General features: G+C 64.1%; 24 protein-coding genes. 23 read left to right on the plus strand and 1 reads right to left on the minus strand.

The features are described 5' to 3' along the window. The first annotated feature begins 31 nt into the window (after nucleotides 1-31). From NFX52_RS00230 to hisD, 17 genes are all read left to right on the plus strand, one after another. Entirely contained in the window at nucleotides 32-661 is a 630-nt protein-coding gene (locus NFX52_RS00230; RefSeq protein WP_252635342.1) for a DUF1415 domain-containing protein, read from the plus strand. Next, nucleotides 661-1,617 (plus strand): class I SAM-dependent methyltransferase, encoded by a 957-nt coding sequence (locus NFX52_RS00235; protein WP_055399266.1) that lies wholly within the window; start codon nucleotides 661-663, stop codon nucleotides 1,615-1,617. The genes NFX52_RS00230 and NFX52_RS00235 overlap by 1 nt, the downstream gene beginning before the upstream one ends. 84 nt (nucleotides 1,618-1,701) lie before the next feature. After that, nucleotides 1,702-2,400, plus strand: a complete 699-nt coding sequence (locus NFX52_RS00240; RefSeq protein ID WP_055399264.1) for a transposase — start codon at nucleotides 1,702-1,704, stop codon at nucleotides 2,398-2,400. Nucleotides 2,401-2,580: 180 nt separating this feature from the next. Then, on the plus strand, nucleotides 2,581-7,314 hold the full coding sequence (locus NFX52_RS00245; protein WP_055399262.1) for a glutamate synthase-related protein: 4,734 nt from the start codon (nucleotides 2,581-2,583) through the stop codon (nucleotides 7,312-7,314). A gap of 48 nt (nucleotides 7,315-7,362) precedes the next feature. Continuing rightward, nucleotides 7,363-8,841 (plus strand): glutamate synthase subunit beta, encoded by a 1,479-nt coding sequence (locus tag NFX52_RS00250; RefSeq protein WP_055399260.1) that lies wholly within the window; start codon nucleotides 7,363-7,365, stop codon nucleotides 8,839-8,841. 401 nt (nucleotides 8,842-9,242) lie between these two features. After that, a complete protein-coding gene (locus NFX52_RS00255; RefSeq protein ID WP_055399258.1) occupies nucleotides 9,243-10,061 on the plus strand; it encodes an ABC transporter ATP-binding protein in 819 nt (272 codons plus the stop codon). Next, a complete protein-coding gene (mlaE, locus tag NFX52_RS00260; RefSeq protein ID WP_055399256.1) occupies nucleotides 10,058-10,840 on the plus strand; it encodes a lipid asymmetry maintenance ABC transporter permease subunit MlaE in 783 nt (260 codons plus the stop codon). The genes NFX52_RS00255 and mlaE overlap by 4 nt, the downstream gene beginning before the upstream one ends. 35 nt (nucleotides 10,841-10,875) lie before the next feature. Next, nucleotides 10,876-11,364 carry an outer membrane lipid asymmetry maintenance protein MlaD gene (gene mlaD / locus NFX52_RS00265; protein WP_055399254.1) on the plus strand — a complete coding sequence of 163 codons (489 nt, stop codon included), beginning with the start codon at nucleotides 10,876-10,878 and terminating at the stop codon, nucleotides 11,362-11,364. Continuing rightward, a complete protein-coding gene (locus NFX52_RS00270; protein WP_055399252.1) occupies nucleotides 11,361-12,155 on the plus strand; it encodes an MlaA family lipoprotein in 795 nt (264 codons plus the stop codon). The genes mlaD and NFX52_RS00270 overlap by 4 nt, the downstream gene beginning before the upstream one ends. A 175-nt stretch (nucleotides 12,156-12,330) precedes the next feature. Continuing rightward, a complete protein-coding gene (locus NFX52_RS00275; RefSeq protein WP_055399250.1) occupies nucleotides 12,331-12,975 on the plus strand; it encodes an MlaC/ttg2D family ABC transporter substrate-binding protein in 645 nt (214 codons plus the stop codon). Between the two features lie 9 nt (nucleotides 12,976-12,984). Next, complete coding sequence (locus NFX52_RS00280; protein WP_055399248.1) at nucleotides 12,985-13,257, plus strand: STAS domain-containing protein; 273 nt, start codon at nucleotides 12,985-12,987, stop codon at nucleotides 13,255-13,257. A 58-nt stretch (nucleotides 13,258-13,315) separates the two neighbouring features. Then, a complete protein-coding gene (locus NFX52_RS00285; RefSeq protein WP_055399246.1) occupies nucleotides 13,316-14,254 on the plus strand; it encodes an ABC transporter ATP-binding protein in 939 nt (312 codons plus the stop codon). Then, on the plus strand, nucleotides 14,251-15,006 hold the full coding sequence (locus NFX52_RS00290) for an ABC transporter permease (protein ID WP_055399244.1): 756 nt from the start codon (nucleotides 14,251-14,253) through the stop codon (nucleotides 15,004-15,006). Before NFX52_RS00285 ends, NFX52_RS00290 begins: the two co-directional genes overlap by 4 nt. Before the next feature lie 267 nt (nucleotides 15,007-15,273). Beyond that, complete coding sequence (locus tag NFX52_RS00295) at nucleotides 15,274-15,516, plus strand: BolA family protein (protein ID WP_010462096.1); 243 nt, start codon at nucleotides 15,274-15,276, stop codon at nucleotides 15,514-15,516. Between the two features lie 97 nt (nucleotides 15,517-15,613). Next, on the plus strand, nucleotides 15,614-16,888 hold the full coding sequence (gene murA, locus NFX52_RS00300) for a UDP-N-acetylglucosamine 1-carboxyvinyltransferase (protein WP_055399241.1): 1,275 nt from the start codon (nucleotides 15,614-15,616) through the stop codon (nucleotides 16,886-16,888). Nucleotides 16,889-16,890: 2 nt separating this feature from the next. After that, nucleotides 16,891-17,538, plus strand: a complete 648-nt coding sequence (hisG, locus tag NFX52_RS00305) for an ATP phosphoribosyltransferase (RefSeq protein WP_121508815.1) — start codon at nucleotides 16,891-16,893, stop codon at nucleotides 17,536-17,538. 19 nt (nucleotides 17,539-17,557) lie between these two features. Beyond that, nucleotides 17,558-18,940, plus strand: coding sequence for a histidinol dehydrogenase (hisD, locus tag NFX52_RS00310; RefSeq protein ID WP_055399237.1), 1,383 nt, complete (start codon nucleotides 17,558-17,560; stop codon nucleotides 18,938-18,940). Here hisD and NFX52_RS00315 read toward each other — a convergent pair. After that, a complete protein-coding gene (locus tag NFX52_RS00315; RefSeq protein WP_055399235.1) occupies nucleotides 18,927-19,337 on the minus strand; it encodes a DUF2917 domain-containing protein in 411 nt (136 codons plus the stop codon). The two genes, hisD and NFX52_RS00315, sit on opposite strands and share 14 nt — an antisense overlap. 151 nt (nucleotides 19,338-19,488) lie before the next feature. On the opposite strand from NFX52_RS00315, the gene NFX52_RS00320 reads away from it, so the two are divergent. Genes NFX52_RS00320 through hisH form a run of 6 tightly spaced genes read left to right on the plus strand, consistent with a single transcriptional unit; the run spans nucleotide 19,489 to nucleotide 24,177 of the window. After that, nucleotides 19,489-20,943 (plus strand): aminotransferase-like domain-containing protein, encoded by a 1,455-nt coding sequence (locus NFX52_RS00320; RefSeq protein ID WP_252635343.1) that lies wholly within the window; start codon nucleotides 19,489-19,491, stop codon nucleotides 20,941-20,943. 60 nt (nucleotides 20,944-21,003) lie between these two features. Continuing rightward, nucleotides 21,004-21,228, plus strand: a complete 225-nt coding sequence (locus NFX52_RS00325) for a hypothetical protein (RefSeq protein WP_015012682.1) — start codon at nucleotides 21,004-21,006, stop codon at nucleotides 21,226-21,228. A gap of 14 nt (nucleotides 21,229-21,242) precedes the next feature. Next, on the plus strand, nucleotides 21,243-21,695 hold the full coding sequence (locus NFX52_RS00330; protein WP_055399231.1) for a PIN domain-containing protein: 453 nt from the start codon (nucleotides 21,243-21,245) through the stop codon (nucleotides 21,693-21,695). Further along, nucleotides 21,692-22,813: a histidinol-phosphate transaminase gene (gene hisC, locus NFX52_RS00335; RefSeq protein WP_055399229.1), complete on the plus strand. Its 1,122-nt coding sequence runs from the start codon at nucleotides 21,692-21,694 to the stop codon at nucleotides 22,811-22,813. The genes NFX52_RS00330 and hisC overlap by 4 nt, the downstream gene beginning before the upstream one ends. Next, nucleotides 22,810-23,448, plus strand: a complete 639-nt coding sequence (hisB, locus tag NFX52_RS00340; protein ID WP_015012685.1) for an imidazoleglycerol-phosphate dehydratase HisB — start codon at nucleotides 22,810-22,812, stop codon at nucleotides 23,446-23,448. The genes hisC and hisB overlap by 4 nt, the downstream gene beginning before the upstream one ends. Before the next feature lie 51 nt (nucleotides 23,449-23,499). Beyond that, complete coding sequence (gene hisH, locus NFX52_RS00345) at nucleotides 23,500-24,177, plus strand: imidazole glycerol phosphate synthase subunit HisH (protein ID WP_055399227.1); 678 nt, start codon at nucleotides 23,500-23,502, stop codon at nucleotides 24,175-24,177. The last annotated feature ends 43 nt before the right edge of the window (nucleotides 24,178-24,220 follow it).

A 24,220-nucleotide genomic window follows, 5' to 3' on the forward strand; every position in this document is an offset into this window, starting at 1 on the left:
CGCACTTCTTCGCGCCCCGTGCGCCCGTTTCATGACTTCCTCCCCCCCCTTTACGGCTTCGGCGGCCTCTTCAGAGTCTGCCGATTTGTTCGTTCGCAACACCGTCCGTTGGCTGGAGCGAGCAGTGATCGGGCTCAACCTGTGCCCTTTTGCCAAGGGCGTTCATGTCAAAGGGCAGATTCACTACGTGGTCGCGCTGACCGAAGATTTGACGGAAGTGCAGGCTCTTCTGCGCAGTGAGCTGTCTGCCCTGGTGGCGACCCCTGCCGAAACGCGGGACACCACCTTGCTGATACTCCCCCGCTGCCTCCAGGATTTTCTTGATTTCAACGATTTTCTGGGAGATGCGGAGGCACTGCTGGAGGCCATGGAGCTCGACGGCACGCTGCAGATCGCGAGTTTTCACCCACAGTTTCAGTTTGCGGGCACCGATGTGGATGACGTGACCAATTGCACCAACCGTTCGCCATACCCCACACTGCATCTGCTGCGGGAGGAGAGCATCGACCGCGCCGTGGAGGTGTTTCCGGAGGCAGAAACAATTTTTGAGCGAAATATCGAGGTGCTGCAGGCATTGGGCATGCAGGGCTGGTCTGCGCTGGATGTGGGCCCCAGCGCTGGTACTCCATCGCTGCCGGAAGCGAACCAGGACGTTCGATGATGAGAAAGACCAAAGACCTCTCTGCAGCCCGCGCGCAGCAGCCGCAGGCTTCCCGCCCGAAGGCGGCCGCCTCCAATGCCGAGTCTGCGGAGCTTTCCGAACTGCGGCCGGGCCAGTCGATAGAACTGCTCAAGGAACTGCACATCCTCACGCGCGATGGACGCCTGAATCAGGACTCGCGGCGCAAGCTCAAGCAGGTCTACCATCTGTTCAACTTCATCGAGCCGCTGCTCACAGAGCTTGCCACCACCGACCAGGGGCCGACGCTCGCAGACCATGGGGCGGGCAAGTCGTATCTGGGTTTTATCCTGTACGACCTGTACTTCAAGGCCCTGGGGCACGGGCACATCTACGGGGTGGAAACGCGCGCCGAGCTGGTGGACAAATCCCGCCTGCTGGCGCAGAAGCTGGGCTTTGAACGCATGTCGTTCCTGAATGTGTCGGTGGCTGAATCCACTGGCGCAGATGAATTGCCAGCCCGGATCGATGTGGTCACCGCCCTGCATGCCTGTGACACCGCCACGGACGATGCCATTGCTTTCGGCCTGCAGAAACAGGCCCGGGCGATGGTGCTGGTGCCGTGCTGCCAGGCTGAGATGGCCGCCTGCCTGCGGCAGGGCAAGGCCTTGCAGCTGTCGCGCACGCCCTTGGCAGAGCTGTGGCGCCACCCGCTGCACACGCGCGAACTGGGCAGCCAGGTCACCAATGTGTTGCGCTGTCTGTACCTGGAGGCGAGTGGCTACCAGGTCACCGTGACAGAGCTGGTAGGCTGGGAGCACAGCATGAAGAATGAGCTGATCATTGCCCGCTACACGGGGCAGAAAAAGCGCAGCGCCTCGGAGCGCCTGCGCGCCATTCTGGAAGAGTTTGGCCTCGACAAGGCGCTGGGGGCTCGCTTTGGTCTGAAGCCGGAGGCTCGCGATACCCAGGTTGCCGTGGAATTGGTGCAGGACTGACGTCGCGCCATACGTTGTTGCTGGGGTGAGAAGAAATCGGGGACGGATTTATGATCATCCTTCCCCTAGCTCCCATCCGCATCCATGGCCCGCCTGCCGCGCCTGACCCTGCCGGGTCATCTGCACCACGTCATCCAGCGCGGAAACAACCGCCAAAGCATCTTCGTGGACCGCGAAGACTTCGAGACCATGCTTTCGCTGCTGGCGGACAACGCGCAGAAATTTGGTGTTGCTGTGCATGCCTATGTGCTGATGGACAACCACTTTCATCTGCTGGCCACGCCCACTACTGCTGACGGCCTTCCGCAGATGATGCAGGCGGTAGGGCGGCGCTACGTGCAGTATTTCAACCGGCGCCACGCCCGTACGGGCACCCTGTGGGAGGGGCGCTATCGTTCCACGGTGCTGCAGCCCGAGCGGTATCTCCTGCCTTGCATGGTCTACCTTGATCTGAACCCGGTGCGGGCCGGGCAGGTGGCGCAGCCTGGTGACTACCCGTGGTCCAGCCATGCCCATTGGCTGGGACTGCGCCATGACCGTTTGCTCACACCGCATGCTTTGTACTGGGCGCTGGGCAACACGCCGTTTGCGCGCGAGGCGGCGTACGCCGCGCTGGTGCAGGCGGGCATCGGCTCGCAGGAGCAGACTGTGCTGACGTCATCCGCACTCAGTGGTTGGGCGCTGGGCGACGCAGAATTTGTTCAAGAGTTGCAAAAGCACACACCGCGCCGGGTAACCCAGGGACAAGCCGGTAGGCCGGCGCTTCGCAAAACGTCTGAATAAATATGGCGTTAGCGCTTGATGTTATTGATTTAGTTGCTATGAAATTTGATATGTCCCTAATAAAAAATGAAATTCAATTTTCACTCGTGAATTAAGAATCTGACCCCAATTAATTTTCTTGCCAAAAGATGTTGCAATGCACTAATCTTCCACTCCCTGCGAAAAATATAGGAGTGCGCCATGACCACGGCTGCCGAGATCCAGCATCTGCAACAACACGGTTTGTATTCATCGGGTAACGAACACGACGCCTGCGGCCTCGGGTTTGTGGCCCACATCAAGGGCATCAAGCGCCACGACATCGTGACGCAGGCTCTGAAGATTCTGGAAAACATCGACCACCGTGGCGCGGTGGGTGCCGATCCGCTGATGGGCGACGGCGCCGGCATCCTGATCCAGATCCCTGACGCGCTGTACCGCGAAGAGATGGCCAAGCAAGGCGTGACCTTGCCAGCGGCTGGTGAATACGGTGTGGGCATGATCTTTCTGCCCAAGGAGCACGCTTCCCGTCTGGCTTGCGAACAAGAGATGGAGCGCGCCATCAAGGCAGAAGGCCAGGTACTGCTGGGCTGGCGCGATGTGCCGGTCAATGTGGACATGCCCATGTCCCCCACCGTGCGCAAGAAGGAGCCCATCCTGCGCCAGGTGTTCATTGGCCGTGGCAACGACGTGATCGTGCAGGACGCGCTGGAGCGCAAGCTGTACGTGATCCGCAAGACGGCCAGCGCCAACATCCAAGCCCTGAAACTCAAGCACAGCAAGGAATACTACGTTCCCTCCATGTCCAGCCGCACCGTGGTCTACAAGGGCCTGCTGCTGGCCGACCAGGTGGGCGTGTACTACAAGGACCTGTCCGACGAGCGCTGCGTCTCGGCCATCGGTCTGGTGCACCAGCGTTTCTCCACCAACACCTTCCCCGAGTGGCCGCTGGCCCACCCCTACCGCTATGTGGCGCACAACGGTGAAATCAACACCGTCAAGGGCAACTACAACTGGATGAAGGCGCGCGAAGGCGTGATGGCCTCGCCCGTGCTGGCTGCTGACCTGCAAAAGCTGTACCCCATCAGCTTCGCCGACCAGTCTGATACGGCTACGTTCGACAACTGCCTCGAACTGCTGACCATGGCCGGCTACCCCATCAGCCAAGCCGTGATGATGATGATCCCTGAGCCCTGGGAGCAGCACACCACCATGGACGAGCGCCGCCGCGCTTTCTATGAATACCACGCCGCCATGCTGGAGCCTTGGGACGGCCCCGCCTCCATCGTGTTCACCGATGGCCGCCAGATTGGCGCCACGCTGGACCGCAACGGCCTGCGCCCCTCGCGCTACTGCATCACCGATGACGATCTGGTCATCATGGGCTCCGAGTCGGGCGTGTTGCCGGTGCCCGAGAACAAGATCGTGCGCAAGTGGCGCCTGCAGCCCGGCAAGATGTTCCTGATCGACCTGGAACAAGGCCGCATGATCGACGACGACGAGCTGAAGGCCAACATCGTCAACACCAAGCCCTACAAGCAGTGGATCGAAAACCTGCGCATCAAGCTCGACAGCATTGACGCGGGCGCGCAAGTGGCCGCACCGCAGCCTGCCGAACTGCCGCTGCTCGACCGCCAGCAGGCCTTCGGTTACACGCAGGAAGACATCAAGTTCCTGATGGCGCCCATGGCCAAGAATGGCGAAGAAGGTATTGGCTCGATGGGCAACGACAGTCCGCTGGCTGTGCTGTCGGGCAAGAACAAGCCGTTGTACAACTACTTCAAGCAGCTGTTCGCTCAGGTGACGAACCCGCCGATCGATCCGATCCGCGAAGCCATCGTGATGTCGCTCAACAGCTTCATCGGACCCAAGCCGAACCTGCTGGACATCAACCAGGTCAACCCGCCGATGCGGCTCGAAGTGAGCCAACCCGTGCTCGACTTTGCCGGCATGGCCAAGCTGCGCGACATTGAAAAGTACACGCAAGGCAAGTTCAAGAGCGTGACCATCGACATCACCTACCCACTGAACTGGGGCCGTGAGGGGGTGGAAGCCAAGCTCGCCTCGTTGTGCGCGCAGGCCGTGGATGCCATCAAGGGCGGCGCCAACATCCTGATCGTGAGCGACCGCGCCGTGAGCGCTACCCAGGTGGCGATCCCTGCGCTGCTGGCGTTGTCCGCCATCCACCAGCACCTGGTGGGAGCGGGTCTGCGCACCACGGCCGGTCTGGTAGTGGAGACGGGTACGGCCCGCGAAGTGCACCACTTTGCCGTGCTGGCTGGCTACGGCGCCGAGGCCGTGCATCCCTACCTGGCCATGGAAACCCTGGCCGAGATGCACAAGGACCTGGGAGGTGACCTGTCGGCCGACAAGGCCATTTACAACTACGTCAAAGCGATCGGCAAGGGCCTGTCCAAGATCATGTCCAAGATGGGCGTGAGTACCTACATGAGCTACTGCGGCGCCCAGCTGTTCGAGGCCATCGGCCTCAACACGGAAACCGTGGGCAAGTACTTCACCGGCACCGCCAGCCGCGTGGAAGGCATCGGCGTGTTCGAGATCGCCGAAGAGGCCATCCGCATGCACAAGGCCGCGTTTGGTGACGACCCCGTGCTCGAGACCATGCTGGACGCCGGTGGCGAATACGCCTGGCGCGCCCGGGGCGAAGACCACATGTGGACGCCCGATGCGATTGCCAAGCTGCAGCACAGCACGCGCGCCAACAACTGGAACACGTACAAGGAATACGCCCAGCTGATCAACGACCAGAGCAAGCGCCACATGACGCTGCGCGGCCTGTTCGAGTTCAAGATCGACCCCGCCAAGGCGATCCCGGTCGACGAAGTCGAGCCTGCCAAGGAAATCGTCAAGCGCTTCGCCACGGGCGCCATGTCGCTGGGTTCCATCTCCACCGAGGCCCACGCCACGCTCGCCGTGGCCATGAACCGCATCGGCGGCAAGAGCAACACCGGCGAAGGTGGTGAGGACGCCGCACGCTACCGCAACGAACTCAAGGGCATCCCGATCAAGAAGGGCGATACGCTCAAGAGCGTGATTGGTGCCGAGAACGTTGAGGTCGACCTGCCCCTGCAGGACGGCGACTCGCTGCGCAGCCGCATCAAGCAGGTGGCCTCGGGCCGCTTTGGTGTTACGGCCGAATACCTGTCGTCGGCCGACCAGATCCAGATCAAGATGGCCCAGGGCGCTAAGCCGGGCGAGGGTGGTCAGCTGCCGGGTGGCAAGGTCTCCAACTACATCGGCAAGCTGCGCCACAGCGTGCCCGGTGTGGGCCTGATCTCGCCACCACCCCACCACGACATCTACTCCATCGAGGACTTGGCCCAGCTGATCCACGATCTGAAGAACGTGGCACCCCATGCTGGCATCAGCGTCAAGCTGGTTTCTGAAGTGGGCGTGGGCACCATCGCCGCAGGCGTGGCCAAGTGCAAGAGCGACCACGTGGTGATCGCTGGGCACGACGGCGGCACGGGTGCTTCGCCCTGGTCGTCCATCAAGCACGCGGGCGGCCCCTGGGAAATCGGCTTGGCCGAAACCCAGCAGACGCTGGTGCTCAACCGCCTGCGCGGCCGCATCCGCGTGCAGGCCGACGGCCAGATGAAGACCGGTCGCGACGTCGCCATCGGTGCACTGCTGGGCGCTGACGAGTTCGGCTTTGCCACGGCACCGCTGGTGGTGGAAGGCTGCATCATGATGCGCAAATGCCACCTGAACACCTGCCCCGTGGGCGTGGCCACGCAAGACCCCGAACTGCGCAAGAAGTTCTCGGGCAAGCCCGAGCACGTGGTGAACTATTTCTTCTTCATCGCCGAAGAAGTGCGCCAGATAATGGCCCAACTGGGCATTCGCAAGTTCGACGACCTGATCGGCCGCACCGATCTGCTCGACATGCGCCAGGGACTGGAACACTGGAAGGCACGTGGCCTGGACTTCAGCCGCCTGTTCGCCCAGCCCAACGTGCCCGCCGATGTGCCGCGCTTCCACGTGGACGTGCAGGACCACAACATCGAGCACACGCTGGACCGCAAGCTCATCGAACGCAGCAAGCCCGCCATTGAAAAGGGCGAGCGCGTGCAGTTCATCGAGGTGGCGCGCAACGTGAACCGCTCGGTCGGCGCCATGCTGTCCGGCGCTGTCACCCGCGTGCACCCTGAAGGCCTGCCCGACGACAGCATCCGTATCCAGCTCGAAGGCACGGGCGGCCAGTCGTTCGGTGCGTTCCTCACGCGCGGCATCACGCTGTACCTGATCGGCGACGCCAACGACTACACGGGCAAGGGTCTGTCGGGAGGCCGCGTGGTCGTGCGCCCCAGCATCGATTTCCGCGGTGACGCCGTGCGCAACACCATCGTTGGCAACACCGTGATGTACGGCGCCACCACGGGCGAAGCCTTCTTCAGCGGCGTTGCCGGTGAGCGTTTCGCCGTGCGTCTGTCGGGCGCCACCGCCGTGGTGGAGGGCACGGGCGACCACGGTTGCGAATACATGACCGGGGGCACCGTGGTGGTGCTTGGCAAGACCGGCCGCAACTTCGCGGCGGGCATGAGCGGCGGCGTGGCGTACGTGTACGACGAAGACGGTCAGTTCGACACCCGCTGCAACATGTCCATGGTGACGCTGGAGCGCATCCTGCCCGCCACCGAGCAGGAAGCCACGGTGCCGCGCTCGATCTGGCACAACGGACAGACCGACGAAGCCCAGCTCAAGAAGCTGCTGGAAGACCACAACCGATGGACGGGCAGCAAGCGCGCACGCGAGCTGCTCGACAACTGGGCCGCATCGCGCAGCAAGTTCGTCAAGGTCTTCCCGACCGAGTACAAGCGTGCGTTGGCTGAAATTTATGAGCGAAAAGTGCTGGAGGAGTCCGCTACACCAGCGGTAGCTGCTACCAAAAAAGAAGTGGCACCCGCCAAGTAAGGCGACGTCACCCACTTTCGCACAGCATTCATAGACAAGGACATCGTCATGGGAAAAACTACCGGCTTCATGGAATACGAGCGCATCGAAGAGGGCTACAAGCCTGTGCCCGAGCGCTTGAAGCACTACAAGGAATTTGTCATCGGGCTGGATGAAAGCCAGGCCAAGGTGCAAGGCGCGCGCTGCATGGACTGCGGCACGCCGTTCTGCAACAACGGCTGCCCGGTGAACAACATCATTCCGGACTTCAACGATCTGGTGTACCACGCGGACTGGAAGAGCGCGATCGAGGTGCTGCACAGCACCAACAACTTCCCCGAGTTCACCGGCCGTATCTGCCCCGCACCCTGCGAGGCCGCCTGCGTGCTCAATGTGAACGACGACGCCGTGGGCATCAAGTCCATCGAGCGCGCGATCATTGACCGTGCGTGGGAGGAGGGCTGGGTACAGCCACGCGTTGCCAAGCACAAAACGGGCAAGAAGGTGGCCGTGGTGGGCTCTGGCCCCGCAGGTATGGCGGCAGCACAGCAACTCGCGCGCGCTGGCCACAGCGTCACGCTGTTTGAAAAGAACGACCGCGTGGGCGGGCTGCTGCGCTACGGCATTCCGGACTTCAAGATGGAGAAGTCGCACATTGACCGCCGCGTCAAGCAGATGGAAGCCGAAGGCGTGGTCTTCCGCACGGGTGTGTTTGTGGGCGCCGCCAAGGATGGCTTGGGCAAGGATTCCAAAGTCACCAACTGGGCCAAGGAAACCGTCACGCCCGAGCAGTTGAACAAGGAGTTCGATGCCGTGCTGCTGACCGGTGGCGCTGAGCAATCGCGCGATCTGCCCGTGCCGGGCCGTGACCTCGATGGCATCCACTTCGCGATGGAGTTCTTGCCGCAGCAGAACAAGGTCAACGCGGGCGACAAGCTCAAGGGCCAGCTGCGCGCCGATGGCAAACACGTCATCGTGATTGGTGGCGGCGACACCGGTAGCGACTGCGTGGGTACCAGCAATCGCCATGGCGCCGTGAGCGTCACCCAGTTTGAGTTGATGCCCCAGCCGCCCGAAGAGGAAAACCGCCCGCTGACCTGGCCTTACTGGCCGATCAAGCTGCGCACCAGCTCCAGCCACGAAGAGGGTTGCGAGCGCGAGTTCGCCATCTCCACCAAGGAGTTCATCGGCGAAAAGGGCAAGGTCACCGGCCTCAAGACCGTGCGCGTGGAGTTCAAGGACGGCAAGATGGTCGAGGTGGCCGGGTCTGAGAAGATCCTGAAGGCCGATCTGGTGCTGCTGGCCATGGGCTTCGTGAGCCCGGTGGCTGCCGTCCTGGAAGCTTTTGGCGTGGACAAGGATGCCCGGGGCAATGCCCGCGCCACGACCGACTTCGATGGCGGTTATGCCACCAACGTGCCCAAGGTGTTCGCAGCTGGCGACATTCGGCGTGGTCAGTCGCTGGTCGTCTGGGCCATCCGCGAAGGCCGCCAGGCCGCGCGTGCAGTCGATGAGTTCCTCATGGGCTACTCAGACCTGCCGCGCTGATCGGCTGCGGAACATGCAATCGAAACGGCGCTGCGGCGCCGTTTTTCATGGTGGGTTGGTCAGGGCGTAAAGCGATCGGTGGATATGCCCCTGGAAGTTGGGAGGGGAAGGACGGCGGACGCATTCTTGGGCGAGGCCACCGACTGGACCCGGCGCGCGCCCGCCAGTCCAGGTGGATGGCCTCGCCTTCCACGTCTGCGCGTCTTTGTTGGCACAATCGAGGGTTCTGTCAATCCGGGGTTGTATGGCGTCTGAGCGACCATCCATCTCATGATGCAGATGCTTCAAGATGCAAACATACATGTATGTATGTTTGCATCTTGAGCTACCATCGCGGCTTCCTGCGGCCCGAGGAATCACTGTGTGGTGACTGACGACCCGGAATCCTGAATCTTTTTTGCATGTCTGACCCCTCCCTCCTTGCCGAACTGCGCAATGTCACGTTCTCCTACGGAGACCGCGACATCCTGCGTGACGTTTCGCTGACCGTGCCGCGTGGCAAGGTCACGGCGCTGATGGGCGCCTCCGGTGGGGGCAAGACCACGGTGCTGCGCCTGATAGGAGGGCAGCAGCGGGCTTCGAGCGGTGAAGTCCTGTTTGATGGGCAGGACGTGGGTCGCCTCGATGCGTCAGGCTTGTACGCCGTCCGTCGCCGGATGGGGATGCTGTTCCAGTTCGGGGCGTTGTTCACCGACCTGAGTGTTTTCGAGAATGTGGCCTTTCCGCTCAGGGAGCACACCGACCTTTCCGAAGCGCTGATCCGCGACGTGGTCCTCATGAAACTGCATGCCGTGGGCCTGCGCGGCGCACGTGATCTCATGCCCAGCGAGATTTCGGGGGGAATGGCCCGGCGCGTGGCTCTGGCCCGTGCCATTGCGCTGGACCCGGAGCTGGTGATGTACGACGAGCCTTTTGCGGGGCTGGACCCCATTTCCCTGGGAACGGCGGCGCAGCTGATCCGCCAGCTCAATGATGCCATGGGCCTCACGAGCATCGTGGTCTCGCACGACCTGGAGGAAACCTTCCGGCTGGCAGACCACGTGATCATCCTCGGGGCTGGCGTGGTGGCCGCCCAGGGCACGCCAGATGAGGTGCGTGCCAGCACGGACCCCCTGGTCCACCAGTTTGTCAATGCCTTGCCCACAGGGCCGGTACCCTTTCATTACCCTGGCCCTGACGAGGTGCAGGACTTCGGACCTGTGGGAGGGCGTGCACGGTGAGCTGGTACAACCCCTCCGATGTCGGTTTTGCCGTGCGCCAAAAGCTGGCCGACATTGGCATGGGCGCGCGTCTTTTTGTACGGCTTGTGCGGATGGTGGGTGCCACCTTCATGCGGCCTTCGCTGGTGCGCGACCAGGTGCATTTTCTGGGCAACTACTCGCTGGCAATCATTGCGGTGTCTGGCCTCTTTGTGGGTCTGGTGCTGGGGCTGCAGGGGTATTACACGCTGCAGCGCTACGGTTCAGCAGAAGCGCTGGGTCTTCTGGTCACGCTGTCGCTGGTGCGGGAGCTGGGACCCGTGGTCACCGCCTTGCTGTTTGCGGGGCGGGCGGGCACGTCGCTGACGGCCGAGATTGGTTTGATGCGTGCGGGCGAGCAGCTCAGCGCGATGGAAATGATGGCGGTGGACCCCGTCCAGCGCATTCTGGCGCCCCGCTTCTGGGCCGGCGTGATCACGATGCCCCTGCTGGCGGCGGTGTTCAGTGCGGTGGGGGTGATTGGTGGCTGGAGCGTGGGCGTGCTCATGATTGGCATCGACCCCGGCGCTTTCTGGAGCCAGACGCAGGGCGGCGTTGACGTTTGGAAAGACGTGGGCAATGGGGTGCTCAAAAGCGTAGTGTTCGGTGTTGCCGTCACCTTTGTGGCGCTGCTGCAGGGCTTTACTGCCAAGCCCACGCCCGAGGGCGTGTCGCGTGCCACCACGCGCACCGTGGTGATGGCGTGCCTGGCCGTGCTGGGGCTCGACTTCGTCCTCACGGCCCTGATGTTCAGTATCTGAGGCTGGCGCTGCTGGCAGTGAAGAGGAAATAAACAATGCAACGCTCCAAAAACGATCTCTGGGTTGGGCTGTTCGTGATGCTGGGGGCCGTGGCGCTGGTGTTTCTGGCGCTCCAGTCCGCCAATTTGCTGAGCCTGAATTTCCAGTCCGGCTACCGCATCACGGCGCGTTTTGACAACATCGGCGGGCTCAAGCCCCAGGCTGCGGTGCGCAGTGCTGGCGTGGTGGTCGGGCGTGTGGAGTCCATCACGTTCGACGACAAGACCTACCAGGCGCGGGTGACGCTGGCGATGGAAAACCGCTACGCTTTCCCCAAGGACAGCTCCCTCAAGATTCTCACCAGCGGCCTGTTGGGTGAGCAGTACATCGGTATTGAGGCCGGGGCGGACGAGAAGAACCTTGTTGCGGGCGACATGGTCACCGCGACCCAGTCTGCCGTGGTGCTCGAAAACCTCATTGGACAGTTTCTCTACAGCAAAGCCGAAGACGGCGGTAAGCCCGCAGGGGCAGGTGACAAGAAATGAAGAACTTTGAAACAACCACCCTGCCCACCGGCTCCAAGCAGCAGGGCTTGCCACGTGCGCTGGGCGGTTCGGCGCTGCTGTTGGCCGGTGCGCTGCTTTCGGGCTGTGCCACCGTGGCCAATCCCGACCCGCGTGATCCGCTGGAGTCCTACAACCGGAGCATGACCAACTTCAACGAGCAAGTTGATGCCATGGTGCTCAAGCCGGTAGCGATTGCCTACCAGGACATCGCGCCCGCCCCCGTGCGCACGGGGGTGAGCAACTTTTTCGCCAACATCGGCGATGTCTGGTCGTTTGTGAACAACGTGCTGCAGCTGCGCGCGGAGGCCGCAGCCTCGACGTTCATGCGCGTCAATGTCAACACCTTCATGGGCCTCGGCGGGGTGCTGGATATCGCCAGCGAGCTGGGCATAGACCGCTACAAGCAGGACTTTGGCCTGACGCTGGGCCGATGGGGCGTGGGAACCGGCCCATACCTGGTGCTGCCGGTTCTCGGTCCGTCCACGGTGCGCGACACCTTTGCGCTGCCGGTGGACATGAAGGGCAACGTGGTGAGCTATGTGGACCCGGTCTCGGCCCGGAACACGCTGTATGCACTGCGGGTGGTGGACACGCGCGCCAATCTTTTGCGGGCAAGCTCCGTCCTCGACAGTGCCGCGCTGGACAAGTACAGCTTCACGCGGGACGTTTTCCTGCAGGTGCGCAGCCAGGCTGGCGAGCCCCAGAACAGCAAGGGCTCGGATGGCAAAGACGGCAACGACGGCGTGCTGCCGCAAGAGCCTCCCCGTTGAGGTGATTTCCAGGGGGCTGCCCGCCGATGGCGGCCATAGCGTGGGCGATCGTGTTGCACTTGCTTGCACACCGCAACGCCCGCGACGCATGCGTTGTTTCTGCGGCCACCACAATGCAACACGGGCATGCCGGATGGCGGCTCATGACTGAACGAGAAAGTAGAGGATAGAGGACATGATGAACCGACGTTCCCTGGGCCACCTGGCACTGTGTGCTGCCGCCGTGGCATCGCTGGGCTTGCCGCTGGCCGCTCTGGCGGCAGACGAAGCGCCGGACGCGATGATCAAGCGCCTGTCCACCGACGTGCTCAACACTGTGAAGTCCGACAAGGCGATTCAGGGCGGCGATCTGACCAAGGTGATCGCGCTGGTGGACAAGACCGTGATGCCCAACGTCAACTTTCGCCGCATGACCGCCGCTGCCGTGGGCCCAGGCTGGCGCCAGGCCACGCCCGAGCAGCAAAAACGCCTGCAGGACGAATTCAAGATCTTGCTGGTGCGCACCTACGCGGGTGCGCTGGCGCAGGTCAACGACCAAAGCATCCAGGTCAAGCCCCTGCGCGCTGCGCCCGAAGACAAGGACGTGCTGGTGCGCACCGAAATCGTGGGCCGTGGCGACCCCATTCAGCTGGACTACCGCCTCGAAAAAACCCCTGGCGACGGCGCAGGCTGGAAGATCTACAACCTGAATGTGCTGGGTGTCTGGCTGGTGGAAACCTACCGGGGCCAGTTTGCCCAGGAGATCAACGCCAAGGGCATTGATGGCCTGATCGAGACCCTGGCTGCGCGCAACAAAGCCAACTCCACCGCCAAGGGCTGAGCCTCCTCCATGCTGGTTCTCCCCCCCGAGCTGACCCACCGCCAGGCCACAGCCTGCCTGCAGATGCTTCTGCAGGGGCTGCGCGTGCACCGTGAAAGTGGTGTGGTGGTGGATGCGAGCGCGATGACGGTGTTTGACAGCTCGGCCCTGGCCGTGCTGCTGGAATGCCGGCGTGAGGCGCTGTCCGTGGGCAAGACCTTTGCCGTGCAGGGGTTGCCCACGGCGCTGCGCGGCATGGCGGGCTTGTACGGCGTTGGCACCTTGCTCACGCCCGTGTCCTGAGGGTGCATACCCTCCGCCATAACGCAGTTCGGGGCAAGGCCGTAAAATCAGGGGCTTCATGCCCGCAGTCTCCTTCCAAGCCATCTCCAAGACCTTTGCCACGCCCAAAGGCCCTTTCCAGGCACTGAACCAGGTCAACCTGGACATTGAGGAGGGCGAGTTCTTCGGACTCCTCGGCCCCAACGGTGCCGGTAAAACCACCCTGATCAGCATCCTCGCGGGCCTGGCGCGCGCCAGCAGCGGCCGTGTGCTGGTGCAGGGCAGCGACGTGCAGGCCGACTTTGCCGAGGCGCGCCGCAAGCTCGGTGTGGTGCCGCAGGAACTGGTGTTCGACCCCTTCTTCAATGTGCGCGAATCGCTGCGCATCCAGTCCGGCTATTTCGGCGTGAAGAACAACGACGCCTGGATCGACGAGCTGCTGGAGAACCTGGGCCTTACCGACAAGGCCAACGCCAACATGCGGCAACTCTCGGGCGGTATGAAGCGCCGCGTGCTCGTGGCGCAGGCGCTGGTGCACAAGCCGCCCATCATCGTGCTCGATGAACCAACGGCTGGCGTGGACGTGGAGCTGCGCCAGACCCTTTGGCACTTTGTCGCGCGCCTGAACAAGGAAGGCCACACGGTGTTGCTGACCACGCATTACCTGGAAGAAGCCGAAGCCCTGTGTGGCCGCATTGCCATGCTCAAGTCCGGCCAGATCGTAGCGCTGAACCGCACCAGCGAACTGCTGCAGGCGGCTTCAGGCAGCATCCTGCAGTTCAAGACCGATGCGGCTTTGCCACCCGCCCTGGCGATGGCGGCGCGTGTCACCGGTCGTATCGTGCAACTGCCCGCGCACGACGCCGCAGAGATCGAAAGCCACCTGGCAGCGCTGCGCGTAGCGGGCGTGGAGGTGCATGACATGGAGATCCGCAGGCCGGACCTGGAGGATGTGTTCTTGCAGGTGATGTCCGGTACATCCGCGTCCAACATCCCACTCGAAGGTGTCGCGCTATGACCGGCTGGCAGACCCTGTTCTACAAGGAAGTCCTGCGCTTCTGGAAGGTCAGCTTCCAGACCGTTGCCGCGCCGGTGCTCACGGCCGTGTTGTACCTGCTGATCTTCGGCCACGTGCTCGAAGACCATGTGAAGGTCTACGACCGCATTAGCTACACCGCCTTTCTGGTGCCCGGCCTCGTGATGATGAGCGTGCTGCAAAACGCCTTTGCCAACAGCTCGTCGAGCCTGATCCAGAGCAAGATCATGGGCAGCCTGGTGTTTGTGCTGCTCACGCCGCTGTCGCACTGGGCTTGGTTTGTGGCCTATGTGGGCTCGTCCATGGTGCGCGGGCTGGTGGTGGGGCTGGGTGTGTTCATCGTCACGCTGGCTTTTGCGCGGCCAGAGTTTGCGGCGCCGCTGTGGATACTGGTGTTTGCGGTGCTGGGCGCGGGGCTGCTGGCCACGTTGGGGCTCATTGCCGGGCTGTGGGCCGACAAGTTTGACCAGCTCGCCGCGTTCCAAAACTTCGTCGTGGTGCCCATGACGTTCCTCTCGGGCGTGTTCTATTCCATCCAGTCGCTGCCGCCGTTCTGGCAGACCGTGAGCCACCTCAACCCGTTTTTCTACATGATTGACGGGTTCCGCTATGGCTTCTTTGGCCAGAGCGATACCTCGCCCTGGCTCAGCCTCACCATCGTGGGCGTCGCCTGGCTGGCCGTGAGCTTTCTCGCCGTGCACCTGCTGCGCACCGGCTACAAAATTCGGAACTAGAGCGTGCCATGCCCTTTTACGTACCCGCGTTGCCCCTGTGGCCCTGTGATCACAAGGCGCGCCGCGTGGTCAATGCTGGTTGCATTGGCAAGCGGCGCAACGCCGCGAGCGCGGGGCCACAGGGGCAACCCGCTGGGAAAGCTGGGGAACGGCCCGGCCACTTTGTTGCAGGTCACTTGCAGTATTCATACTGCGGTGTGTCCTGCGCTGCGTTGCCGGGCCGTTCCCCAGCTTTCGCGGGCACGTAAAAGAACATGACACGCTCCTATGACCGCTGACCAACTCAAAGACATCATCGCCGCCGGCCTGGCCTGCGAACACATCACGCTGGAGGGCGATGGGCGCCACTGGTACGCCACCATCGTCTCGGCCGAGTTCGAGGGCAAGCGCGCCATCCAACGCCACCAGCGCGTGTACGCCACGCTGGGCGCGAAAATGCATACGGATGAAGTTCACGCGCTGTCGATGAAGACCTTCACCCCCGCCGAGTGGGCGGCGCAAGCGCAGTGACACTGCCTGCCTGGTTACTCATTTATTGATAGCAGTTAGTGCTTGATAGATAAGCGCTAAGGGCCATTTTCATTCATATTTTGGTTGTTAGATAGAGATGGACAAACTCCTGATTCGCGGCGGACGCACCTTGCAAGGCGAGGTGCTGGTCTCTGGCGCCAAGAACGCCGCCTTGCCGGAGTTGTGTGCCGCGCTGCTCACCGCCGACCCGGTGACCCTGCTCAACGTGCCCCAGCTGCAGGATGTGAGCACCATGCTCAAACTCATCCGCAACATGGGCGTGACCGCAGAGCGCGCCGACGACGGCACGGTGCGCATCGACGCCAGTGCGCTCAACACGCCCGAGGCGCCGTACGAGCTGGTCAAGACCATGCGCGCCTCGGTGCTGGCGCTGGGCCCGCTGCTGGCCCGCTTTGGCGAGGCCACGGTGTCGCTGCCCGGCGGCTGCGCCATCGGTTCGCGCCCGGTGGACCAGCACATCAAGGGCCTGGCCGCCATGGGCGCCGAGATCGTGGTCGAACACGGCTACATGATCGCCAAGCTGCCTGCGGGTTGGACGCGTTTGAAGGGCGCGCGCATCACCACCGACATGGTCACGGTGACGGGCACCGAGAACTTCCTCATGGCCGCTGCGCTGGCCGAAGGCGAGACGGTGCTGGAAAACGCCGCGCAAGAGCCCGAGATTTCGGACCTGGCCGAGATGCTGATCGCCATGGGCGCGAAGATCGAAGGCCACGGCACCAGCCGCATCCGCATCCAGGGCGTGGACCAACTGCACGGCTGCACCCACCGCGTGGTGGCCGACCGCATCGAGGCCGGCACCTTCCTGTGCGCTGTGGCAGCCACGGGTGGTGATGTGATGCTGCGCCATGGCCGCGCCGACCACCTGGATGCGGTGATCGAAAAGCTGCGTGAGGCCGGTGCCACCGTGCAAGCGGTCGAGGGCGGTATCCGCGTGCAAAGCGCGGGCGGCGCCACGCTCAAGGCCCAGGGCTTTCGCACCACCGAGTACCCCGGTTTCCCCACCGACATGCAGGCCCAGTTCATGACGCTCAACTGCATTGCGCAGGGCACGGCCACGGTGACCGAGACAATTTTTGAAAACCGCTTCATGCATGTCAATGAGCTGGTGCGGCTGGGTGCCAAGATCCAGACCGATGGCAAGGTGGCTGTCATCGAAGGCGTGCCCCGCCTGTCCGGCGCCACCGTGATGGCCACCGACCTGCGTGCATCGGCCAGCCTCGTCATTGCCGGCCTGGTGGCTGATGGCGAAACCGTGGTGGACCGCATCTACCACCTGGACCGTGGCTACGACTGCATGGAATCCAAACTGCGCGGCATTGGCGCCGACATTGAAAGAGTGAAAGCATGACGATGATCACCCTGGCGCTTTCCAAGGGCCGCATCTTTGACGAAACCCTGCCGCTTTTGGCCGCCGCAGGCATCGAGGTGCTGGAAGACCCCGAAAAGTCGCGCAAGCTCATCCTGCCCACCAACCAGCCCAACGTGCGCGTGGTGCTGGTGCGTGCCACCGACGTGCCCACCTATGTGGAATACGGCGGCGCCGACATCGGCGTGACCGGCAAGGACACCCTGATCGAACACGGTGGCCAGGGGCTGTACCAGCCGCTGGACCTGCAGATTGCCAAGTGCCGCGTGAGCGTTGCCGTGCGCAACGACTTCGACTACGAGCGTGCTGTCAAGCAGGGCTCGCGCCTGAAGGTCGCCACCAAGTACACGTCGATTGCGCGTGACTTCTTTGCCACCAAGGGCGTGCATGTCGACATGGTCAAGCTTTACGGCAGCATGGAACTGGCGCCGCTTATCGGCCTGGCCGATGCCATCGTCGACCTGGTGTCCACCGGCAACACGCTCAAGGCCAACCATCTGGTGGAGGTGGAGCGCATCATGGACATCAGCTCCTACCTCGTGGTCAACCAGGCCGCGCTCAAGCTCAAGCAGGCACCGCTGCGCCGCATCATTGATGCGTTTGCTTCGGCCATCCCTGCCCCCAAGAACTGAACCCACCGTAGAACGCACTATGACTTTGGTAGCTGCTCCCGCCCGTCTGTCCACCGCTGCGGCCACTTTTGAGGCTGATTTTGCAGCCCGCCTGCATTGGTCTGCCGACACCGACGCGGCCATCGAGCAGCGCGTGGCCGACATCCTGGCCGACGTGCAAAAGCGCGGCGATGCGGCGGTGCTGGAATACACCGCCCGCTTCGACGGCCTCTCGGCACCGAACATGGCCGCGCTGGAGCTGACCCAGGCCGACTTCAAGGCCGCGTTCGACGCCATTCCGCAGGCCCAGCGCGACGCGCTGCAGGCCGCAGCGAAGCGCGTGCGCAGCTACCACGAGGCGCAGAAGAAGGCGTCGGGAGAGAGCTGGAGCTACCGCGACGAGGACGGCACTCTGCTGGGCCAGAAGGTCACGCCGCTGGACCGCGTGGGCATCTACGTGCCCGGCGGCAAGGCCGCCTACCCGTCGAGCCTGCTGATGAACGCCATCCCGGCCCACGTAGCGGGAGTGCAGGAAATAATCATGGTCGTGCCCACCCCCGTGCGTGGCAGCGTGGCGACCGGCGGAACGGGCGAGGGCACCTCGACGAAGGGCGAGCGCAACGAGCTGGTGCTGGCCGCCGCCTACGTGGCCGGTGTGACCCGCGCCTTCACCATCGGCGGCGCCCAGGCCGTGGCCGCGCTGGCCTATGGCACGGCCACCGTGCCCAAGGTGGACAAGATCACCGGCCCCGGCAACGCCTATGTGGCCAGCGCCAAGAAGCGCGTGTTCGGCACCGTGGGCATCGACATGATCGCGGGCCCGAGCGAAATCCTGGTGCTGGCCGATGGCACCACACCGCCCGACTGGGTGGCCATGGACCTCTTCAGCCAAGCCGAGCATGACGAGCTGGCGCAGAGCATCCTGCTGTGCCCTGACGCCGCCTACCTCGACGCCGTGCAGCGCGAGATCGACCGCCTGCTGCCCACCATGCCGCGCGCCGAGATCATCGCCAAGAGCCTTACCGGCCGGGGCGCGCTGATCCTCACCAAGGACATGGAAGAAGCCTGCGCGATCAGCAACCGCATCGCTCCGGAGCATTTGGAAGTGAGCAGCACCGACCCGCACCGTTGGGAGCCTTTGCTGCGCCACGCGGGCGCGATCTTTCTGGGCGCCTACACCTCCGAAAGCCTGGGCGACTACTGCGCAGGCCCCAACCACGTGCTGCCCACCAGCGGCACGGCACGCTTCTCCTCCCCGCTGGGCGTGTACGACTTCCAGAAGCGCAGCAGCATCATCGAGGTGAGCGAAGCTGGTGCCCAGGTGCTGGGCACCATCGCCGCCGAGCTGGCCTACGGCGAGGGCTTGCAGGCCCACGCGCAGGCGGCCGAGATGCGGCTCAAGGCTGGAGTCAAGCCGCGCTGATCGCCCCCCGGGGCAGGGCACCCTGTGTGGGGGCCGACGCCTTGGGCTGGGATGCGGCGGGTGCAGGTGGACAGGCGGCTCCTGCCACCGCCCGGTGTTGTGCCCAGTTCAGCCGCGCGGGCCGGTGGCCTTCGGCACTGACCCGCAGTCGCACGGGTCCGGTGAAGGACAGGCGCTGGCCGGCCTCCAGAAAGTAATCCTCCAGCAGACCATCACAGGTCACCCAGACGCGGCCTTGTTCGACTTCGAGCAGGGCAATGTCGCCTGCGCGGAAGTCCAGCACCTGGACAGCCTGCAAGGGCGGCAGGGGCTGGCGCTTCCATTGCAGCGTGAGAGGAACCGCAGGCTGGCTGGGCAGCGTGGGCGACGGTGGGGTGGGGGTGTGCAGCGTGTTCATGCCTTCACTGTGCGGCCAGCTGCCGTGGGCCACCAGCCACAGGCATGGACGATCTGGGCCAGTACAGAACAGCAAACCAACCCATCTGTACTGGCCGTACTGGGATGCCTCTGTACTGTCTATCGAACAGAGTGCCAGTACAGAATGCAGCATGGCCACCGATGACGCACCTCCGCTGTACCTCCAGATTGCCGAGCAACTCGCGCAGCTGATCCGCAATGGCACGCTCGCGCGCGGCGAAAAGCTGCCGTCGGTGCGAGAACTGGCGCGCCAGCACGGCGTGGCGCAGACCACGGTGGTGCAGGCCTACCACTGGCTCGAAGATGCGCGCCTGATCACCGCGCGCCCGCGCTCAGGCTTTTTTGTGGCGGCGCGGCCGGTGAGCCTGCCCGAGCCCAGCACACCGCGCCCGATGCGCCGCCCACGCGAGGTGTCGGTGGACTGGCTGGGCCAGCGTATCCTGGGGCGCAACCAGCCGGTGGACATGATCTCGTACAGTGGCGGCACGCCCGGCCCCGAGCTGTTCAACCCCGACCGCGTGCGCCGCGCCGTGGTGCGCGCCGCGCAGCGCCACCGCAACCTGCTGTGCACCTACCCCGGTTCGTCGGGCCATGAGGACGCGCGCCGTGCGCTGGCGCGCTATGCCGTCAGCCTGGGCTGCAGCCTGGACCCCGAGAACATCGTAATCACCGGGGGCTGCATGGACAGCATTGTGTTGTGCCTGCGCGCGGTGACGCAGCCGGGCGACGTGGTGGCGCTGGAGTCACCCACGCATTTTTCGTTTCTGGAGGTGCTGCAGGGCCTGCACCTCAAGGCGCTGGAGATTCCCACCCACCCGCGCAACGGACTGTCTCTTGATGCGCTGCAGCTCGCGCTGGACACCCAGCCCGTGAAGGCCGTGATGGTGGTGCCCACGCTCAGCAACCCGCTGGGCAGCTGCATGCCCCAGGCCGAGCGCAGGCGCCTGGTGCAGATGGCGGCGCGGTACGACATGGCGGTCATCGAGGACGCGATCTACAACGACCTGGTCGAGGTGGACGAGATGCGCCGCACCGTCAAGTCGTACGACACCACAGGCCATGTGATGTTGTGCGACTCGTTCTCCAAGACGCTGGCGCCGGGCCTGCGCCTGGGCTGGCTGGAGGCTGGCCGCTGGGCCGACAAGCTGCGCGCCATCAAGGACCTGCAGGCGGGCGGCCAGTCCGCCGTGCTGGAACTGGCCCTGGCCGATCTCATCACCCAGGCGGGCCACGCCGCCGCCATGCGCCAGCTGCGCGCGGCCGTGGCGGCGCGCATGGACGAGGTGCGCCATGTGATTGCCGCGCACTTCCCGCAGGGTACGCGCGTGAGTGACCCGCCCGGCGGCCTGCTGCTGTGGCTGGAGCTGCCGCGCGCGCTTGATTCGGTGCAACTGCACGAGGCCTGCCTGGCCCAGCAGATCCTGATCGCACCCGGCACGGTGTTCAGCGCCAGCGGACGGTTCCGCAACTGCCTGCGCATCGGCGTGGGAGGCGACTGGACGCCCGCCCACCTGCAGGCGCTGCGCACCGTGGGTGACATGGCGTGCCAGATGCTGCAAAGCGGGGCACCCCGCAAGGCAGCTTGATTGTGGTGTTTTAATCAACACGAAGTTCGTGGTGCACGAAGTTCGTGTAATATTTAGTCCATGAAAAACATCACCGTGACCATGGACGACACCGTTGCCGAATGGGTGCGCGTGGAAGCCGCCAAGCGCGGCAGCAGCGTGTCCCGCCTGCTCGGTGAATGGCTGGCCGAAAAGATGCGCCAGGAAGACGCTTACGCCCAGGCCATGCGCGAGGCACTTGGGTTTGAATCCTGGGGCGCGTCCAGTGGGCCCTATGTGCCGCGCGAAACCCTGTTTCTGCGCTGAACGGGGCAAAACGCATGGCCATCGTCCCCATCTTTGTCGATACCGAAATCCTGCTCGCCAGCGTGGACGACCGCGATGCCGGGCGCCAGGCGCGGGCGCGCGAATGGATCAGCTTTTGCTGGCAGACGCGCAGCGGCCGCATCAGCTCGCAGGTGCTCAACGAGCTGTACAACCAGGCCATCCAGCGTTTTGACGGCCCGCAGGTGCTGCAGCAGGTGCGCGCCCAGGTGCGCCGCCTGCGCGTGTGGCTGCCGCCGCACCTCGACTCCTACACGGTGGACGGCGCCTGGGACCTGCAGGACCGCTACCGCCTGGGCTACTGGGATGCGCTCATCCTCTCGTCCGCCCACCAGCAGGGCTGCCGCTACCTGCTCACCGAAGCGTTGCCACACGACCAGCCGATGGACGCCGTGCGGCCGATCAACCCTTTTCTTGTCACCCCCAACGAACTGGACACCACCGAATGACTACTCCTGCGTCGTCTCCTCTCCAAGCCCTGGCCCGTATCCGCCCCGACGTGCGCGCCATGCACGCTTACGGCGTGCAGCCCTCCACCGGCATGCTCAAGATGGACGCGATGGAGAACCCGTTCCGCCTGCCCGCGCACCTCCAGGCCGCGCTGGGCCAGCGCCTGGGCGCGGTGGCGCTCAACCGCTACCCCGGCGACCGCCTGCTGGACCTGAAGGCGGCGCTCGCGAAATACGCCGGGATGCCCGAGGGCTACGGCGTGGTGCTGGGCAATGGCTCGGACGAACTCATCACCCTGCTGGCCCTGGCCTGCGCACAGCCCGGCACGGGCCAGCGCGCCACCATGCTGGCGCCCATGCCGGGTTTTGTGATGTACCCGCTGTCTGCGCAGCTGCAGGGCCTGGACTTTGTCGGCGTGCCGCTCACGCCCGACTTCGAGCTGGATGAGCCCGCCATGCTGGCCGCCATCGCGCAGCACAACCCCGCCATCACCTACATCGCCTACCCCAACAACCCCACGGCCACGCTGTGGGACGAGGGCGCAGTGCAGCGCATCATCGACGCCGCGGGCGCTCAGGGCGGCATCGTGGTCATGGACGAGGCCTACCAGCCCTTTGCCAGCCGCACCTGGATCGACCGCATGCGCGCCGAGCCCGCGCGCAACGCGCACGTGCTGCTCATGCGCACGCTCAGCAAGTTTGGCCTCGCAGGCGTGCGGCTGGGCTACCTCATCGGGCCCTCGGCGTTCGTGAGCGAGATCGACAAGGTGCGCCCGCCCTACAACGTGAGCGTGCTCAACTGCGAAGCCGCCCTGTTTGCTCTGGAACACGCCGAGGTTTTCGCCGCCCAGGCGGCGGAAATCCGTGCCGAACGCACCACGCTCATCGCAGCCCTGCGCCAGATGCCAGGAGTGGAAAAGTGCTGGGACAGCGAGGCCAACATGGTGCTGATCCGTGTGGCGGATTCCGCCAAGGCCTACGAGGGCATGAAAAACCGCAAGGTGCTCGTCAAGAACGTTTCTACAATGCACCCATTGCTGGTCAACTGCCTGCGTCTTACGGTAGGCACTGCCGAAGACAACGCGCAGATGCTGGCCGCACTCCAAGCCTCCCTATGACTTCCTCCGCACTCGTACCTTCCGCCCCATCGGCCGACCCGATGGCCGACCGCATCGCCGAGGTCAGCCGCAACACCGCCGAAACGCGCATCAGTGTGCGCATCAACCTCGACGGCACCGGCCAGGCGAAGCTGCACACCGGCATCGGCTTCTTCGACCACATGCTCGACCAGATCGCCCGCCATGGGCTGATCGACCTCGACATCGACTGCGAGGGTGACCTGCACATCGACGGCCACCACACCGTGGAAGACGTGGGCATCACGCTGGGCCAGGCTTTTGCGCGCGCCGTGGGCGACAAGAAGGGCATCCGCCGCTACGGGCATGCCTACGTGCCGCTGGACGAAGCGCTATCGCGTGTGGTGGTGGATTTCTCGGGCCGCCCCGGGCTGCACATGGATGTGAAGTTCACGGCCGGGAGCATCGGCCAGCTCGACACGCAACTGGTGTTCGAGTTCTTCCAGGGCTTTGTGAACCACGCGGGCGTCACGCTGCACATCGACAACCTCAAGGGCGTCAACGCACACCACCAGTGCGAGACCATCTTCAAGGCGTTCGGGCGCACGCTGCGTGCGGCGCTGGAGCGTGATCCGCGCTCGGCCGGTGTCATCCCCTCCACCAAGGGTTCGTTGTGAAATTTTGGGTTAAATCAGGCGCTATCGCTTGATGGATAAGCGCTAGTAGCTATGAATATGGAAGCAAAAACAGTGGCGGTCGTGGACTACGGCATGGGCAACCTGCGCTCGGTGTCGCAGGCCGTGCAGGCCGCCGCCGAGGGCACGGGCTGGACCGTGGTCGTCACCCAGCGCCCCGAAGACGTGCGCGCCGCCCAGCGCATCGTGCTGCCAGGGCAGGGCGCCATGCCCGACTGCATGCGCGAGCTGCGCGAGTCCGGCCTGCAGGAATCGGTGCTCGAAGCCGCGGCCTCCAAGCCAATGTTCGGCGTGTGCGTGGGCATGCAGATGCTGCTGGACCACAGCGCCGAGGGGGATACGCCGGGCCTTGGCCTCATCCCTGGCGATGTGCTCAAGTTCGACCTGGCAGGCCGCACCCAGCCTGACGGCAGCCGCTTCAAGGTGCCCCAGATGGGCTGGAACCAGGTGCGGCAGATGCCCCACGCCCACCACGGCGGTGGCGTGCACCCGGTGTGGGCTGGCGTGCCGGACAGCAGCTACTTTTACTTTGTGCACAGTTTCTACGCCGTGCCGCAAAATCCTGCCCACTGCGCAGGGCAAACGGACTACGGCGGTTTGTTCGCCGCCGCCATTGCACGCGATAATATTTTTGCGACCCAGTTTCACCCGGAGAAAAGCGCGGAGCATGGCTTGGCCCTGTACCGCAATTTTCTGCACTGGAATCCCTGATCCCTTAACCGCCACCCGTTCGGGCCGAGCTGCGTCTCGCCCT

The organism is Acidovorax facilis (genome assembly GCF_023913775.1).
Lineage (GTDB): Bacteria > Pseudomonadota > Gammaproteobacteria > Burkholderiales > Burkholderiaceae_C > Acidovorax > Acidovorax facilis.